Here is a 16,579-nt window from a genome sequence, read left to right as displayed (position 1 = left end):
TATAAGCAGTTTGAGAAAATGGTTTATTCCTGGACTATTGGGTAGTACAGAATGGCTGTAAATGACACTTTGCGAATATGGTTAGCCCTGCGAAAACAGTTGAAGCCATAAACCGAAAGTCCAATTCCTCTTAAAGATGGTGAGCCGAAACTAGTTTATTGTCAAATTGGCAGCCTCTATGAAATACTTTGAGCACATCAAACCTTGAAGGAGATGGAAAAATGAAAGTAACGGCACACCGACGAGCCTTGAAAAAGGCAATTGGACTTAGCATGACAGCTGCTCTTATCGTGTCCATGCTAGCTGGATGCTCAGCAAGCTCTAATGAAGGATCATCAGGCGATCGTGTTGGTGAAGGGGAGCGAGTTACTTTAAAAGTAGAAGTGTTTGACAGAGGGAACAGCCCGGCACCGTATACGATCACGAATAACTATCTAAGCAATCTTGTGCAAGAGCGATTTGGAGACCCGAATAATATTGATGTCGAATATGTTCCCATTCAGCGCTCAGAGGAAGTGACCAAGCTAAACGTTCTTATGGCAAGCAACACCGATGTGCCTGATATTGTGTTTGTATACGATTCAAGCGTATTTTATCGCTATGCACAGCAAGGCGGACTGACGGATGTCGGTGAGCTGATTGATCAATATGGACCGAATCTGAAAAAATTTCTAGGTGAGGATACTCTTAAATTCGGCCAGCTTGAAGGACAGCAGTTTGCGATTCCAGGGAAGCGTGCGATTACCGGCCGCTACAGCTCTTACATTCGTCAAGATTGGCTGGATAAGTTAGGGCTTCCTGTACCAACAACAACTGATGAGCTGTATACAACCTTGAAAGCGTTTAAAGAACAGAATCCCGGCAATCTGGGAAGCCAAAATATACCGATGGGCATGGCGCTTGCTCCTGCTCAGTTTGAAACCTTGATCTACTCCTTTATCAAACCGGTAAGTGGTGACTTGACCTATGGTCAGCGGTATGAGCTGCCGCTTCATGAAGGGTTTAAGGACGCGATGCAGTTTATGAACAAGCTGTATAATGAGGGATTAATCAGCAAGGATTTCAGCTTGGATGAGGATAAGTCACAGCTGGTGAAGGATATTCAAAACGGAAATGTTGGATATTGGTCGGAGGATGTCGATGTTCTATTCTACAAAGACGGCACACTAGATAACCTGTATAAAAATGTAGAAGGCAGCGAGGTCCTTCCTGTAGATGTGTATACAAATGCTAACGCAGACAACAAGTACATCAAATCCCGTTATGGAACGAATGGTATGTATATCATGATTCCGAAGAGCAGCAAACGTGCTGTAGAAGCGATCAAATACCTGGACTGGATGGCTTCAGAGAACAATCTGATCGATATATACAGCGGGGTTGAAGGTGAAAACTACGATTTGGTAGACGGTATTCCAGTGGTGAAGTCCGATGTTTCTCAAGAGTTTGCGGATCGACTTTTTAACGCAGGTGATATGGCCATTATTTCAAATGGTAAGAACATCGGAGATCAGGCTACGAATGAAAAAGCATGGATTATGGGCTTCCCTGAACATAATCAAGAGCTGTTAAGACAGTCCATTGACATCGCCAATACAGATACGGTGGGTCCGATTATCTTTGATAAGCCTATAGAAGCTGAGTCCAAGTATGGTACGGCATTAAAAGACAAGCTTAACGTTATTATCGTTAAGACTGCCATGGCAAAACCCGAGGAATTCGAGAAGGTATTTGAACAGGAAATGAATGATTATATGTCTATTGGCGGAGCAGAGCTGAAGAAAGAATTGGAGCAGGCTCTTCAAGAACTTCCAGCTGAGTAACAACAAAATGTTAAGGGAAACTGGGGCGAGTGGTGTTGTCCAGCTGATCGTCCCGGTTTTTTTCTCAATAGGAGGAGACTGATTTGACCAAAGCGGCATACTTAAAACGTTATTGGCAGCTGTACGCGCTTCTATTACTGCCCATCCTATATTTTCTCATTTTCCGCTACGGCCCGATGTATGGGGTACAGATCGCATTTAAGGATTTTAACTTGTTCCAAGGCATCAGCGGCAGTGAATGGATCGGCTTCGATGCTTTTCGTGAAGTCTTTGCCATGCGGGATTTCTACACAACACTTAAAAACACGTTTATGCTGAATTTCCTTGATCTGCTTGTCTCGTTTCCGGCCCCAATTATTCTGGCTATTATGCTATATGAAATTCGATCGGCGTGGTTCAAGAAAATATCTCAAACCATTCTTTACATCCCTCACTTTATTTCATGGGTTATCATCGGCGGGATCGTCTATCAGCTATTCGGCAATCAATCAGGAATGGTCAATGGAGTGCTCATTAGTATGGGACTCGATCCTATCCCGTTTCTAACCGAGAAAAACTCTTGGCTTGTAACTTACTTATTTACAGGAGTTTGGCAGAGTGCAGGTTGGGGAACGATTCTATATCTAGCTGCCCTGACAGGAGTCAATAAGGAATTGTTTGAAGCGGCAGAGGTGGATGGGGCTACTCGTTTGAGAAAGATATGGCATATTACGCTGCCTAGTATTAAGCCGACCATCGTTACTTTGCTGATTCTTAACCTAGGAAAAATGGTCAGCATCGGCTTTGACCGTCCGTATATTATCGGAAATACGGCGGTACGTGAATATTCTGACGTCCTTAGCACCTTTGTTTATCGGATCGGTCTAGAATCCGGACAGTATACTCTGGCCACCGTAGTCGGCTTGTTCCAGGCTGTAGTCGGACTCGTATTCATTCTCGGCTCTAACTATATATCGAAGAAAGTAACGGGTGACGGAATCCTGTAACAAGGTGAGAAAGGGGATGAAGAAATGAGTGAACGTGCTTCAAACCGGATTTTTGACATCGTTAATATTACGTTTGTCGCTCTGTTTGTGTTATTCTGCTTGGCTCCATTCCTGCATACGATTGCCGTTTCATTGAGCTCTAACCGAGCAATTACTTCCGGTGAAGTGACGCTTTTTCCGATTGAGCTGAACTGGGACGCATATAAACAAGTGTTCTCTGACCAATCCATGATTCGATCGCTTGGATTCACAGTGATTTTGACCCTGGCTACAACGGTGCTGTGCATGCTGTTTACGATCGCTGCCGCTTATCCGCTGACCAAAAAAAATTTAAAAGGGCGCAAGCTGTTCATGTACGTCATCATTATTACAATGTTCTTTAGCGGCGGGATCATTCCAGAATATTTGCTGATTCGAGATCTGGGGATGATCAATTCAGTATGGTCACTTATTTTACCGGGGCTGGTGAGTCCGTTTAACTTGATTATCCTCATTTCATTCTTCAACAATATCCCGTCCAGTTTAGAAGAGTCAGCCGAGATTGATGGCAGCTCCCATCTTCACACCCTGCTGAAAATTATATTGCCGCTGTCTATGCCGGTAATGGCCACGCTGGCTCTCTTTTACGCCGTTGGACGATGGAATGGATTTCAGGATTCATTGATGTATATTACCAACCCCGATTTGTACCCGCTTCAGTTAAAGCTGTATCAGATGGTACAGAACAACATGGTAAGTGAGCTGACTCAGATGGAGGGGGCGAACCGTACACCGCTTACACCGGAGAGCTTGAAGGCGGCTACCGTCGTTTTTGCTACGGTACCTATTCTATGCGTATATCCATGGCTGCAAAAATATTTTGTCAGCGGGGTTATGCTTGGAGCAGTTAAAGGCTAAGCATTCCATGAGTACTGGCATGAACAGCTTATGAACTAATCATTTGCATTTGCACAGAGGTACAGCTTCAGAAGGGAGATTTCGGAGGATGCAGGACAAAGGAGAATATTCTTTTTCTACTTGCTGGAATATCAAGCGTCACTCTGTCGGGGACAGTATGCTCACTGAAATAGCTGAGCTTGGCTTTCGCAGGGTCGAGCTGAATTACAATGTGACTCGAGAAATGCTGGCTACAATAGAACCGATGGTCGAGCAAGGTAAGATGGAAATCTCGAGTGTTCATAATACGTTTCCGTATATTCCTGATCCTGATTATGGAACAGATTCCGTATTACTTGGCTTTGAAGACAAGGACAAGCGGGAGCGGGCTATTAAATTGCTTGTTGGCTCGGCAGAGTACGCACACCGGTATGGCGCTCGGGCCGTCGTAGTACACCCCGGCGAGGTGCCATTTCCAACGGATATAAGCAAGGAGCTGTACACCATTTATAACAGCGAAGGAAATCAATCTCGTGCCTATTGCCAGAAATGGGCTGAGCTGATGGAGCGGCGGCAGGAGTTTAGCACGGGTTATGTCCAGTCCATCATAGAAAGCTTGGATGAAGTGTGTAATCGTGCACTGTCCAAAGGGCTTGATGTGCGGTTTGGTATTGAAACCCGCTCTAAGCCGCAGCAAATTCCTACACTTGCAGAGGCAAAAGCGATTATCAACGCTTTAAAAGGTGCTCCTGTTGGTATCTGGTATGATACTGGGCATGCCATCATGATGGATCGGCTCGGATTATACGATAGCGTAAATGAGATGGAGGGACTGATGGATGATATTGTAGGAGTCCATATCCACGAAACGATCGGTCTGTCCGATCATTGGTGTCCCTATGTGCATAGCCAAGACTTAACCTTCTATGATGCTTATCTGCCGATGATTAAGCAGGCTCAGATCAAGGTGTATGAACTGAAGGCTGCCTGTCAGCCGGAACAGATTCATGAGAGTCATCAGCTGCTTGTTTCTAAGCTGAACGAAGGAAATTCCCATTCACATTCGCAGTGAATTTGAACAGATAGGGAGGTAGTCCTAATTGTACAAACAACTGGTAGCATTCAATGACAAAGCAGTAGAGGAAGGATTGTCCAGACAGGTGCTTGATCCAGGCAGTCGTTACTATGGAGGGACGGTGGACCCTGGAACGGGGATCGCATGGGTTAACCATACAACAGGGACGCCATCAATCATGAGCTATTGGGGTGCTGCACTGGTCAATCCGGATTCAGATTACTATCGGGATATGGAATTACTCTCGAGGCTCGAGCTTGCTGCGGAATTTGTATTGCGCAGGCAGCACAAGGACGGAACCATCTCGCCCGGATGGACGAATTTTCATTCTCCTCCGGATACGGCTTTTGTCGTTGTCGGCTATGCTCAGCTGTATCAGCTTCTGAAACAGCACGATTGGGAGCCGCTTTCCACTGTGCGGGCGAATATGCTCCTCTTCCTGGAACGGACTATTCCGGCTCTGCTGACGGGGGGAGGCCACACCCCAAATCATCGCTGGGTGCTATGCGCTGCACTCGGCTTTTTGCATGAGCTGTTCGGATTAAAGGAGGCGGTAAATCGCGCACAGGAATGGCTTGCGGAAGGTATGGATATGACTCCAGATGGAGAATGGACAGAAAGGAGCAACGGCATATATAGTGCGGTCAGTGATATCATGCTTATTCATGCTGCCCGGCTGCTGAATTTTTCGCAGCTGCTTGATCCTGTCCGGTTGAATCTGCGGATGATGATGTATCTTGTGCATCCAACAGGAGAGATTGTTACTGATTATTCTGGTCGCCAGGATCTCGGGCGTTACCATGATTTGTCGCCCTACTATTTGGCATACGCCATTATGGCTCAGCTGGATGATAATGCTCAGTTCGCTGGAATGGCTGAGATGGCGGGGAGCGTACTAACAGACCCAGGAGTCTGCTCAGTCAATGTGCTCGTACGGATGCTCTTGGAGCCGGGACTTCGGCAAGCTTCCAATCATATCGAATTCATACCAGACCGTTACGAAAAAATACTGAACGGCGACTTTCTTCGTCGGAACTACCTAGTAAGTATGGAAGAAGCGGGTCATTATGGACGTATATTCCACAGCCGGCTCCATACGGATTTTGGCGCTCCTGTTGTTCGCATCCGTGAGGAGAGGACCAGTGCTACGCTGATGACCGAGACACCTTCTTTCTTCTCACTGCGTCATGGGACTGTACGATTGTTAGGCGTTCAACTCGCATCCTTCTTTAATCCGGGCTACATACCGATGCAGGAAATCACGAAGCTGGCGGGCGGATACCGTATGTCTGGTGAACAAAAAAAGGGCTACTACGGTCCTGTAGCTGAAGGTCTCCTTCCTGCCACGTCAAAGACTCCTGTAAGTCCATGGTACCTGCTTCCGCACCAAAGTCGTTTGCTGACACATGAGCAGACATTCCGAGTGCAGATCGATGTAATCCGTAATGAGAATGGCTGGACGATGCATTTGGAAGGAAGTGGCTTGGAAGATATTATGACGCAGATATCGTTTGTATTTGGTAATGAAGGGGAGCTGACTTCCGGGGATCTGTTGATAACGGAGGAAGGACATTATATATGGACCGGGGATACGCTGAGGTACACTTGCGGTGAAGACTGGATCGAGCTGAAGGGTGTCAATGGACTTGAACACAGGGCACCTTCAGTAAGAGAGGCTTCGATGCCCGCGAACTGTAAGGTTATACTGGCCAATGCGATGACTCCTTTTTACAAGACGATACACGTCACAATATCTCCTTCGTTAAGAAATACAGATAAACAGGTAAAGGCGCCTTAAATATACTATGGATATTTTCTCTGATAACGCTTCCATTAAAGAATGCTCCGATGTAAACTAGTAGGAGGAGTCAATAAAAGAAAATATAGGGAGTGGCATACTGGGGATGGAACTATCAGGGATATGGAAGCTGATGCATTTTGACGTAGGCGAGAAGAATCCGCTTGAGCTTGCTGCACCCGGCTTCGATGATCGATTCTGGATCGGGGCGAGTGTACCGGGAGATGTTCATACGGCTTTAGTGGAACGAGGGATTATTGATCCGCCGTATTACGGTCATAATGACATCAAGAGCCGGTGGATTGAGCAAAAAGAATGGTGGTATCGTACAACGTTCACCTTGGATCAGGTCAGCGAGGCCGGGGAGAAGACAGAGCTTCATTTTGCAGGTCTGGATACGTTCGCGACCATCTATGTGAATGGACATGAGATTGGCAGGACGGACAATATGCTGATGTCGCATCATTTTGACATTACTCGAATTGCCCGTAAGGGCTGGAATTCAATAGCCATTAAATTTGATCCGTTGTCGCTGCACCATAAGGACAAGGAGTTATTTGATTGGTCTTCCTATACGAAAGAACGTCCGTGGATCCGGAAGGCAGCGATGAACTTTGGCTGGGATTGGGGTCCCCGTATGGTTACTGTCGGTGTGTGGGGTAAAGTCCATGTGAAGCAATACCGACACGCCAAAATTGAGCATATCGGGACTGTGACCACAGCTCTATCGGAAGTGAAGGCAGAGGTTCATGTGAGTGCTGCTATTAAAAAGTTCTTAAAGCAGGCGGATTATCGCCTTACAATAAATATAATCGAGCGTGATGGGAGCATCGCTGCTGCAGCTGAGCAGCCAGTCGAACAAACGGGTGTAGGCTTCAAGCTTGATATTCCTTCACCTAGGCTCTGGTGGACGCATGATTTGGGAGAGCCTTATTTGTACAGGATTGAGGTCAAGCTATATGAGGGCGATGACTTGCTCGATACTTACGAAGAAGCGTTAGGTATTCGAACACTTGAGCTTGCACTGAAGGACTCGCAAGGTAGAAATTCGTTTGCATTTATATTAAATGGAGTCAAGGTCTATGCCAAGGGGGCCAACTGGATCCCTGCCGATCATCTGATCGGATCGATTCCGGATCAGAAGTACTGTGATCTGATTGATCTTGCGGCAGAGGGACAGATGAACATGCTGCGTGTATGGGCAGGCGGCATTTATGAGAAGGACGTTTTTTATGAAGCATGTGACCGCAAGGGCATCCTCGTATGGCAGGATTTCGCTTTTGCTAATGCACTTTTCCCTGATTTTAACCGGGATTTCATGGATAATGTGAGACGTGAAGTGGTAGATAATGTGCTGCGGCTGCGGAATCATCCATCTCTAGCAATGTGGTGTGGAAATAATGAGATTGACTGGCTCTATGATATGAAGACCTCCAGTGGAGATATCCGGAGTCCATTCTACGGGGAGAGCATTTATCATGAGCTCATTCCTGAAGTGCTTGAAGTGCTGGACCCTTCGCGTCCGTACTGGCCTTCATCACCTTATGGCGCTGAGTCAGGACAGGATGCGAATGATCCCGCTACAGGGGATCGGCATAATTGGCAGGTATGGCACGGATCCGTCTATCCAAGACAGTATGGGGAAGAGCCCGTGCTGGATTATAGTATTCAAGGTGTTACCTTCAAGAATTATAAGCAAGATTATGCGCTGTTTAGCAGTGAATTTGGCATGCATGCCTCAGCTAATCGCTATACACTTGAGAAAAATATGCCCCCAGGCGAGTTCTATTGGGGAAGCCAGGAAATGGCTTACCGGAATAAGGACACCAATCATCAGAAGGGGATATTGTTAATGGAAGGCTATACAGGCATTCCGTCCGATATTGAAGAGTACATGAATTTCTCTATGCTTACACAGGCGGAAGGACTGAAGTATGGCATAGAGCATTTCAGACGAAATAATGACCGCAATAGCGGTGCACTTGTCTGGCAATTGAATGACAGCTGGCCGGGAACGAGCTGGGCGATGATTGATTATGAACTTCTTCCCAAAGCCTCGTACTACTACGGTAAACGATTCTTTCACCCACTCCTGTTATCCTTAGAATATGAAGCAGGTGAACCGCTTCGTTTATGGCTTGTCAATGATACGCCGGACTCCGTAAGTGGAGTGATTGACCTGAAGGTATATACTTTTGATGGAGAGATCGTGTATGCGGCTTCCTATGACGCACAAGCAGATCCAATCTCGTCGACGATGTATGCTGTCCTTGATGAAGCAGAAATCCTGCAAGGATTCGGTCCAAGTGAAGTGATGATCGAGCTGTCATCCGGTTCGCTGCAAGTTCCTGCCAATCGCTCTTACTTAAGAGACCCGAAGGATCTTAGTCTGGAGAAGACTCACCTTCACGTTCAGGTAGATGAGATGAATAGCACGGTAACGATTACGGCAATTGATCATATGGCTCGATTCGTCAAGCTGGAATTGCCTAAGGGAAATGTCAAATTCAGTGACAACTACTTTGATCTGCTTCCTGGTGAGCAGAAAGTTGTAACGATAACCCATCGTCACGGAGAAGATTTGCCTTGGTCAGAGCTTAGAGTCAGTGCACTTAACGAGGCATCAGCTACTCAAGTGAAGCAGACGAGTCGTATTCATTAAACTTACTGAAGAAGCGGCAGCTGGAGTAAAATCCATACAGAAAGCTTAAAAATGCTGCATGCAGCAAACAAGCCCTTCCTCCAACGACTGCTGGAGAGAGGGCTTGTTTGTTATTCGTTTTACCTTACATTGAATCATTGTAACTCCGTCATCACACTTGCCGGCTCCGGGTTCAAGGTGATATGCTCACGAAACAGCTGATAGGTGTTCCAGGCGTCTCCACTCTCGAGCAGAGATTTGCTGATATATATCCCTTCCTCGATCGAAGGTGCATGCTCTGCGACATATAACCGGACCCCTGCATTAAAGATGACCTGATTCATAAATGGCATCATTCCTTTGCCTTGCAGAACTTCAAGTGTGACTTCAGCCTGCTTGGCTGCGGTCCATTTGGTATCAGGAACATAAGAATCAATGTCATACATTTCGGGATCAAGCATGAGCAGTGTGGTCTGACCGTTCTCTACAAGATAGGTTCGGGTAGGTCTGTGGATATGCAGGTCTTCTGAGCCTTCCGAGCCTTGAATGATCATAGCTCTTCGATAGTTCAAATCTGTTAACAGCTTGGCTGTCTTCTCAAAGACGGTATTATGGAAGATACCAAATACTAAATAAGGAGAATGACTGTAATCAATCAGCTTCTCTGCGGTATTAAAAATGGTGCGCAGCCCCATTTCCTCACGGAGCTGACGGAGCCCGCTCAGTTTACCGCTATACCTATCCGCTTGTATGAAGCGTACGCCGCTAGCTTCCGCTGCCCGCTGGCAGCGGGTATCATCAGCAGTGTCGGTGTTGATACCTAGAGCTCTGAATAATACCGGATAGGTTACGCCCCATTTGGGAGGAAGCGGCTCAGAGCCATGCAGTGTTACTTTGACTCCGGCAGCTGCAACGACAAATGCCGTCGCTAGTGAAGCGTAATAAGAATTGCTGCGTCCATCATATGGTCCGGCAAAATCAATGCCTTCATGGGAATAATTGCGATCAGCATATTTGCGGCAAATGTCAACAAATGCTTTTAATTCATCCGTGCTTTCCATTTTGAGTCTTGCCGATGCAAGGAAAGCACCGATCTGAACAGGCGTTGCCGTTTGTGACAAGATTAACTCTGCACACATAGCAGCTTCCTCGTAGGTCAAATCACGAGAGCCTCTTTTACCTCTGCCCACTTCCACAAGAAAATGGTTCATATTCATACGGTTACCTCCTTACGATGCTTAAGCTTTGAGCATTTGATGGGCCTTGACGATGGAGACGGCGACGTCTACGATCCGTTTACGTTCATTCATCGCCTTTTTGCGGAGCAGGTCGTAAGCCTCGGATTCACTAATACGATTAATATCACTGAGAATTCCTTTAGCCATATCAATCCATTTACGATCCTCGATCCTAGCGAGCAGCTGTTTGCGTTCACTTGCCCATTCTTGTCTTTCGAAAAACCGTTTCTCACTAAAGTGCAGCGTCCAATCGAGTTCATGTTCTTTCATAGCAGGAGTCAAAATCCCATCGATGGGTGCCTCGACCTCACAGGAAGTTATGGAAGCACTAGCTGCATCCGCACTGCACCACCACAAGAGAGGCAGAGGCTTGATTTGAATCAGCTTCTCGCTCCACGACTGAATCTCGTACACAGGCAGGTGAAGTACGGCCGCATCTGCCTTGGAGATGTGAGCGTGGATGTCGGCTTCATTACCCGCAGCGAGAACAAGATAACCACTAGACTCCAGCAGGGATTCGGGGCGAGTATGCTCTTGTGACAGGCCGTCATCTTGGACATGGGTCTCTACAAGTAATAAAGAACGCATGGAAGCCTGGGCACCTCCTTATTTGTTGAAAAATCGTAATGACATGGATTGGTTCCGTTTCATCATTTTGTTCATTTTCTCTCGTTTGTTTCCAAAAAGCAATCCTTATTTTGTGAAAAAACGCACTGCATTCATTAAATTTGTGAGAAAACCTCACGTCAGATTTGGTTGTTATTCGTATATATTAATGTAACATTGATCATTGCGTAAAGTATATTGACATTAAATAAAAAACAAATTATAGTAATAACATCAAATTCATAAACGTCTTCGAATACAATGGCGTATTCGTCTAGGAATGGCAACGAAGCCTGACCTCGTTAGATCCAGGGAACAACTGTGTTCACTGTTGATAGCGCGGCAGGCTTTTTTTGTTCATAAAGAGAGGGATTTCGGAAGGGAGAGGTACAATATGTCTGAACGCAGCAAATTAGTACTTGTCGGTAACGGGATGGCAAATATTCGAACCATTGAGCATCTGCTCAAGCTTGCACCGGAGAAATACGAAATAACAGTCTTTGGTGATGAGCCTTACCCCAATTACAATCGCATTATGTTATCTTCGGTACTCGCAGGTGGAACATCTGTGGATGACATTATTATAAATGAATGGTCATGGTATGAGGAGCACCATATTCGCCTATACACAGGGGATCCTGTTATTGAAGTTAATACGATGAAGAAGACGGTCACTTCCGCATCAGGAGTACAAGCGCCATATGATCAGTTAATTTTTGCTACAGGATCCAAAGCCTTTATCCTTCCATTGCCTGGGGCAGATAAGGAAGGAGTCATCGGCTTCCGAGATGTGAAGGACTGCGAAACGATGTTCGAAGCTTCCGCTAATTATAAGAAGGCGGCCGTCATCGGGGGAGGATTGCTGGGCCTGGAAGCGGCGCGGGGTCTCCTGAATTTGGGCATGGATGTTACGGTTATTCATAATAGTGAGTATCTAATGAACCGACAGCTCGACATTCCAGCATCCACGATGCTGCGCAAGGAGCTCGAAGGTCAGGGCATGAAGTTCTTACTGAATAAGCAAACGGCAGAGCTAGTCGGACGGAGGCGTGTAAGTGGGCTCAAATTCCGGGATGGAGAGAAGCTGGAAGCAGACCTGGTTGTCATGGCGGTCGGCATTCTGCCCAATGTAACACTTGCCAAGAGTGCCGGACTTGCTGTGAAACGCGGGATCATCGTGAATGACAGTATGGAAACCAGTATCCCGGATGTATATGCCGTAGGTGAATGTGCAGAGCACAATGGAATTACTTATGGTTTGGTCGCGCCGCTCTATGAGCAGGGAAATGTATTGGCTAAGCATTTGGCGAGTGTGGAGCATCAGGGTTATCACGGCTCTGTCACTTCTACGAAGCTGAAGGTGTCCGGTGTGGATGTATTCTCGGCAGGAGATTATCTGGATGCAGAGGATACTCGTTCCTTGCGGTACCAAGATGATATTGACGGTGTTTACAAAAAAATCGTGCTCCGCGGTGATCAGCTGGTTGGAGCGGTATTGTTCGGAGATACAAATGATGGAGCGTCCTTGTTCTCGCTTATCCGCAGCGGGGAGTCGATTGCTGGACGAGAGAAAGAGCTGCTTCTAGGAATGAAGCTGGATACGGCTTCTGCAGGAGCCAAAATCATGGATATGCCCATGGACGAAATCGTCTGCGGCTGTAACGGCGTTACGAAACAGACTGTCGTCGATGCCATAGGTCAGGGCTGTCATAGTGTTGCCGAAGTCAAGGGTTGTACCAAAGCATCAGCCTCATGCGGCGGCTGTAAACCAATTGTTGAACAGCTGATTACCGCTTATGCAGGAGATGCGGCCAAGACAGGGATGAAGGAAGGGATCTGTTCCTGTACAACACTTGATCGTGAGGAGATCATTGCAGGCATTAAGGAAATGGGTCTGAAAAATGTGAAGGAAGTCATGAACGTCATGGGCTGGAATGAGCCGGAAGGCTGTACCAAATGCAGACCCGCACTGAACTATTATCTTGGCATGCTGTGGCCGTCTGATTATGTAGATCAGAAGGAGTCCCGTTTCACGAACGAGCGTTATCATGCGAACATTCAAAAGGATGGAACGTTCTCGGTAGTACCACGGATATATGGCGGTGTTACTTCCCCAGGTGAGCTGAAGCGCATTGCAGAAGTTGCAGAGAAGTATGAAGTGCCTATGGTCAAATTCACGGGCGGACAGCGTCTCGATCTGCTTGGTGTGAAGAAGGAGGATCTGCCAAGCATGTGGGAGGATCTCGATATGCCTTCTGGTCATGCTTATGGTAAAACACTGCGTACCGTCAAGACTTGCGTGGGATCCACCTTCTGTCGCTTCGGAACCAAAGACTCGATCGGGATGGGAATCCGGCTCGAAAAGACATTCGAAGGATTAAATGCTCCGCATAAAGTGAAAATGGCGGTATCCGGTTGTCCTCGTAACTGTGCCGAATCCGTAATTAAAGATGTCGGCGTGGTCGCACTGGATGGAGCATGGGAAATCTACGTCGGAGGAAACGGCGGGATTAAGGTGCGAGCCGGGGAGCTGTTATGCACAGTGAAGACAGAGGATGAAGTAATCGAATGGTCTGCTGCATTCCTTCAATACTATAGAGAACAAGCAAGCTGGGGTGTGCGTACTTCAGATTGGATCGAGAAAGTTGGTCTCGAATCAATCAAGGAAGCGTTGGCTGATGCACAGTATAGAGCAGAACTCGTGTCACGGATCAATGAAACTTTGGCAAAAACGGTAGATCCATGGAAAGAGATCGCTCAGAACAAAGAGCTTCGGAAGAACTTCGAGCCGCTGAATCGTTATCAGCTCTCACACGAATAGGATAAATAGGGGGAGACATAAGCCATGAGTCAGAAATTGTTGGTAGCATACGAATCCGATATTGATGTCCTAGGAACAAGAGTCGTGATGATTGAGAACACAGAGGTTGCTCTGTTCAAGCTGAGTGACGGTACCATTAAGGCGCTCGAAAATCGTTGTCCCCACAAGGGGGGGAAGCTCTCAGAAGGGATGGTATGCGGCAGTAATGTGCACTGCCCGCTTCATGATTGGAAAGTGCATCTCTGCAGTGGAGAGGTTCAAGCACCGGATGAGGGTAAGGTTGAAGCCTATGCGCTCGAGGTAGATCCGGCGAGCGGTGCCGTTTATGTAACGTTATGAAGAAGAGCAGCGGATATGTTAGCATAGTTGGCGCAGGACCCGGAGACCCCGAGCTGCTCACGTTAAAGGCGCTTCGGTGCATTGAGAAGGCAGATATTATTCTGTATGATCGTCTAGTTAACGAAGAGATTCTCGGATATGCGCGGCCTGAAGCAAGAAGGATTTATTGCGGAAAAGCGCCTGGTGTTCATGCCATGACACAGCAAAAGATACAGCAGAAGCTTATCGAATACGCAGCAGCAGGCCTTCATGTCGTCAGATTGAAGGGCGGAGATCCGTTCGTCTTCGGCCGGGGAGGCGAAGAGGCGCTTGCTCTGGCTGAACGAGGAATTGCTTACGAAGTAATTCCTGGTGTTACCTCTGCGATTGGAGCCGGCAGCTCCGCTCTTATTCCACTTACGCACCGTGGTACAGCAGTATCGTTCGCTTGTATAACGGCAAGCCGAAAGGAAGAGGGTGGAGACCAGCAGGAGATAGGGAAGCTTGCCATGTGCGTGGACACTTTAGTCATATACATGGGAGTGAATCATATTTCTGCTATTCGCACTGAGCTGATTACATCTGGAAAAAGAGCAGATACGCCGGTTGCAATTATTGAGAGAGGGTCTACGGAGCAGGAGCGTATCGTTGTTTCAACATTGGATCAGCTTGAGGAAACTGCCAGGATCAATGCGATTGAGAATCCAGCTCTCATTATTGTTGGTGAGGTTGTGAAGGTGAGGGAAGAGCTGATGCGGTTACAGCAGCAGCTGCCTGCTCGAATGGAGCAAATTGGTTAAGGGAATAGTTATGGTAGTTTATAAACCATCATTTTGAAGAGCATGCCAAGAGATAGGCGATTACGTCTACCTTGGTGTGCTTTTTTAGTATGCTAGAGGCGTGAAAAGATGGACATGAGATTGCGAGTTACAATATTTACATTATATTGCTATAATTTAGTTTGTTTCGTCCTGAAAACACTATTTGCTAAGTTAATAGATTGAGCGAAAGGAGTTGTTAGATTGAGTAGTTTAGACACCCTTGAAAGAGCACTTAGAAAAGATAAGATCGTTAGCTGTGTTGTATATAAAGGTGAATCTGTCATTTTTGAATATTACAAAAACCGGAAAGCCAAAGAGAAACCCTTCAAAATCAATTCGGTTACCAAGAGTATTACGTCCGCATTGTTCGGGATCGCGATTGAGCAAGGCTATATTGAGAACGAGGATGTTGCGATTGGTCATTATTTCGAAGACATGGATAGTACAAAGAAGAACATAACGATAAGACACTTACTAACGATGTCCTCCGGCTTGAAATGGCCAGGTAATGAAGCGATGATCCCATCCAAGAACTGGGTGAGGTTTGTTCTCGAACAGCCCGTTGAGTCGGAGCCAGGCAGGTATATGAAATATAGCTGTGGTAATTCGCATCTGTTAAGCGCTATATTGCAGAAGGCAACACAAATGAATACAGTTGATTTTGCGAAGAAGAATCTGTTTGGACCGTTAGGTATTGAAGATTTTAAATGGTATCAGGATGCACACGGGATTGCGATCGGTGGATTCAGCATGGCAATGAAGACAGAGGATATGCTGAAATTCGGGCTGCTATACTTACATGACGGAAAATGGAATTCGAAACAGCTGGTTCCCGCCGAGTGGATTGATAAATCAACAAGAAGCCTGGCGGTAGAGGAAACGTCATACGGCTACCATTGGTGGATATTAAGAGACAAGAATACCTTAAGCGAAGAGGATAAGACCTTCTATGCCATGGGTATGGGCGGGCAATACATCTTTGTTAACAAACAGAGACAGCTAGCTGCTGTGTTTACAAGTAATCTAACCGATGATGTTTCAAGTCCAATCCATTATTATAAGAATTATATTCTGAAGATGCGAGAGGGATAAACGAAGATGGAAATTATCGTAACAGGTGGAGCAATTATACGAGATAAGCTCGGCCGGATATTAATGCAGAGAAGATCGGATTATGGGGATTGGGGTCTCCCAGGTGGTGGAATGGAGGCTGGTGAGTCGATCGAAGAGACAATGATTAGAGAAGTTTTGAGGAAACTGGCCTCCAAGTAACACAACATGAACTTTATTCCATATATAGCGGCGCGCGTATGAAGTACAGGTATCCGGATGGAAATGAAGTCGTTTTTGTCATGTTTATTTTTCATGCGGAAGCAGACTTGGAAGGCAGGATAGCCGAGGACAATAAGACGCTCATATATAACGATGTCCACCAAGAATCGATAAACCTTGAATTTAAGTTCTTGGAAGATATTCTGATCGAGGATATAAGCTCCGTGCAAAGACCAGTATTTGAAGATTTGAAGAGAGATCAGCAATGGACTGTGATGTGATTAATATGAGGAAATAAATGATT

At 46.4% G+C, this 16,579-nt stretch carries 14 protein-coding genes; 12 read left to right on the top strand and 2 right to left on the bottom strand.

Translation table 11 applies throughout. The features are described from left to right. Positions 1-221: 221 nt before the first annotated feature. From PUW25_RS14885 to PUW25_RS14860, 6 genes are all read left to right on the top strand, one after another. Entirely contained in the window at positions 222-1,823 is a 1,602-nt protein-coding gene (locus tag PUW25_RS14885) for an extracellular solute-binding protein (RefSeq protein WP_047910432.1), read from the top strand. An 83-nt stretch (positions 1,824-1,906) separates the two neighbouring features. After that, complete coding sequence (locus PUW25_RS14880) at positions 1,907-2,809, top strand: ABC transporter permease (protein ID WP_047910431.1); 903 nt, start codon at positions 1,907-1,909, stop codon at positions 2,807-2,809. Positions 2,810-2,833: 24 nt separating this feature from the next. Then, a complete protein-coding gene (locus PUW25_RS14875) occupies positions 2,834-3,706 on the top strand; it encodes a carbohydrate ABC transporter permease (RefSeq protein WP_047910430.1) in 873 nt (290 codons plus the stop codon). A gap of 88 nt (positions 3,707-3,794) precedes the next feature. Continuing rightward, on the top strand, positions 3,795-4,757 hold the full coding sequence (locus tag PUW25_RS14870) for a sugar phosphate isomerase/epimerase family protein (RefSeq protein ID WP_047910429.1): 963 nt from the start codon (positions 3,795-3,797) through the stop codon (positions 4,755-4,757). Between the two features lie 28 nt (positions 4,758-4,785). Then, on the top strand, positions 4,786-6,558 hold the full coding sequence (locus tag PUW25_RS14865) for a hypothetical protein (RefSeq protein WP_047910428.1): 1,773 nt from the start codon (positions 4,786-4,788) through the stop codon (positions 6,556-6,558). A gap of 106 nt (positions 6,559-6,664) precedes the next feature. Beyond that, entirely contained in the window at positions 6,665-9,220 is a 2,556-nt protein-coding gene (locus PUW25_RS14860; RefSeq protein WP_047910427.1) for a beta-mannosidase, read from the top strand. 134 nt (positions 9,221-9,354) lie between these two features. On the opposite strand, the gene PUW25_RS14855 is transcribed toward PUW25_RS14860, so the two are convergent. Together PUW25_RS14855 and PUW25_RS14850 are read right to left on the bottom strand one after the other, a co-directional pair. After that, positions 9,355-10,416: an anthranilate phosphoribosyltransferase gene (locus PUW25_RS14855; protein ID WP_047910426.1), complete on the bottom strand. Its 1,062-nt coding sequence runs from the start codon at positions 10,414-10,416 to the stop codon at positions 9,355-9,357. A gap of 21 nt (positions 10,417-10,437) precedes the next feature. Continuing rightward, a complete protein-coding gene (locus PUW25_RS14850; RefSeq protein WP_047910425.1) occupies positions 10,438-11,025 on the bottom strand; it encodes an ANTAR domain-containing response regulator in 588 nt (195 codons plus the stop codon). A gap of 412 nt (positions 11,026-11,437) precedes the next feature. On the opposite strand from PUW25_RS14850, the gene nirB reads away from it, so the two are divergent. From nirB to PUW25_RS14820, 6 genes are all read left to right on the top strand, one after another. Further along, positions 11,438-13,864 (top strand): nitrite reductase large subunit NirB, encoded by a 2,427-nt coding sequence (nirB, locus tag PUW25_RS14845; RefSeq protein WP_274337267.1) that lies wholly within the window; start codon positions 11,438-11,440, stop codon positions 13,862-13,864. Between the two features lie 24 nt (positions 13,865-13,888). Further along, complete coding sequence (locus PUW25_RS14840) at positions 13,889-14,203, top strand: Rieske 2Fe-2S domain-containing protein (RefSeq protein WP_047910423.1); 315 nt, start codon at positions 13,889-13,891, stop codon at positions 14,201-14,203. Then, the gene (gene cobA / locus PUW25_RS14835) at positions 14,200-14,982 is read left to right on the top strand and encodes a uroporphyrinogen-III C-methyltransferase (protein ID WP_047910422.1); all 783 of its coding nucleotides are present in this window, start codon (positions 14,200-14,202) and stop codon (positions 14,980-14,982) included. The genes PUW25_RS14840 and cobA overlap by 4 nt, the downstream gene beginning before the upstream one ends. A 222-nt stretch (positions 14,983-15,204) precedes the next feature. Then, positions 15,205-16,095: a serine hydrolase domain-containing protein gene (locus PUW25_RS14830; RefSeq protein WP_274337266.1), complete on the top strand. Its 891-nt coding sequence runs from the start codon at positions 15,205-15,207 to the stop codon at positions 16,093-16,095. Positions 16,096-16,101: 6 nt separating this feature from the next. Next, entirely contained in the window at positions 16,102-16,275 is a 174-nt protein-coding gene (locus tag PUW25_RS14825; protein ID WP_274337265.1) for an NUDIX domain-containing protein, read from the top strand. Between the two features lie 38 nt (positions 16,276-16,313). After that, positions 16,314-16,556 (top strand): hypothetical protein, encoded by a 243-nt coding sequence (locus PUW25_RS14820; RefSeq protein WP_274337264.1) that lies wholly within the window; start codon positions 16,314-16,316, stop codon positions 16,554-16,556. The last annotated feature ends 23 nt before the right edge of the window (positions 16,557-16,579 follow it).

Source organism: Paenibacillus urinalis (assembly GCF_028747985.1).
In the GTDB taxonomy this organism is placed as follows: Bacteria; Bacillota; Bacilli; order Paenibacillales; family Paenibacillaceae; genus Paenibacillus; species Paenibacillus urinalis.
Note: the sequence above shows the minus strand (reverse complement) of the source record. Positions and strands in the feature narration are given on the sequence as shown.

Coding starts and splice junctions, on each gene's coding strand:
- PUW25_RS14855 (WP_047910426.1), bottom strand. CDS start 10,416: ATGAATATGAACCATTTTCTTGTGGAAGTGGGCAGAGGTAAAAGAGGC.
- PUW25_RS14840 (WP_047910423.1), top strand. CDS start 13,889: ATGAGTCAGAAATTGTTGGTAGCATACGAATCCGATATTGATGTCCTA.
- PUW25_RS14820 (WP_274337264.1), top strand. CDS start 16,314: ATGAAGTACAGGTATCCGGATGGAAATGAAGTCGTTTTTGTCATGTTT.
- PUW25_RS14825 (WP_274337265.1), top strand. CDS start 16,102: ATGGAAATTATCGTAACAGGTGGAGCAATTATACGAGATAAGCTCGGC.
- PUW25_RS14875 (WP_047910430.1), top strand. CDS start 2,834: ATGAGTGAACGTGCTTCAAACCGGATTTTTGACATCGTTAATATTACG.
- nirB (WP_274337267.1), top strand. CDS start 11,438: ATGTCTGAACGCAGCAAATTAGTACTTGTCGGTAACGGGATGGCAAAT.
- PUW25_RS14870 (WP_047910429.1), top strand. CDS start 3,795: ATGCAGGACAAAGGAGAATATTCTTTTTCTACTTGCTGGAATATCAAG.
- cobA (WP_047910422.1), top strand. CDS start 14,200: ATGAAGAAGAGCAGCGGATATGTTAGCATAGTTGGCGCAGGACCCGGA.
- PUW25_RS14860 (WP_047910427.1), top strand. CDS start 6,665: ATGGAACTATCAGGGATATGGAAGCTGATGCATTTTGACGTAGGCGAG.
- PUW25_RS14885 (WP_047910432.1), top strand. CDS start 222: ATGAAAGTAACGGCACACCGACGAGCCTTGAAAAAGGCAATTGGACTT.
- PUW25_RS14850 (WP_047910425.1), bottom strand. CDS start 11,025: ATGCGTTCTTTATTACTTGTAGAGACCCATGTCCAAGATGACGGCCTG.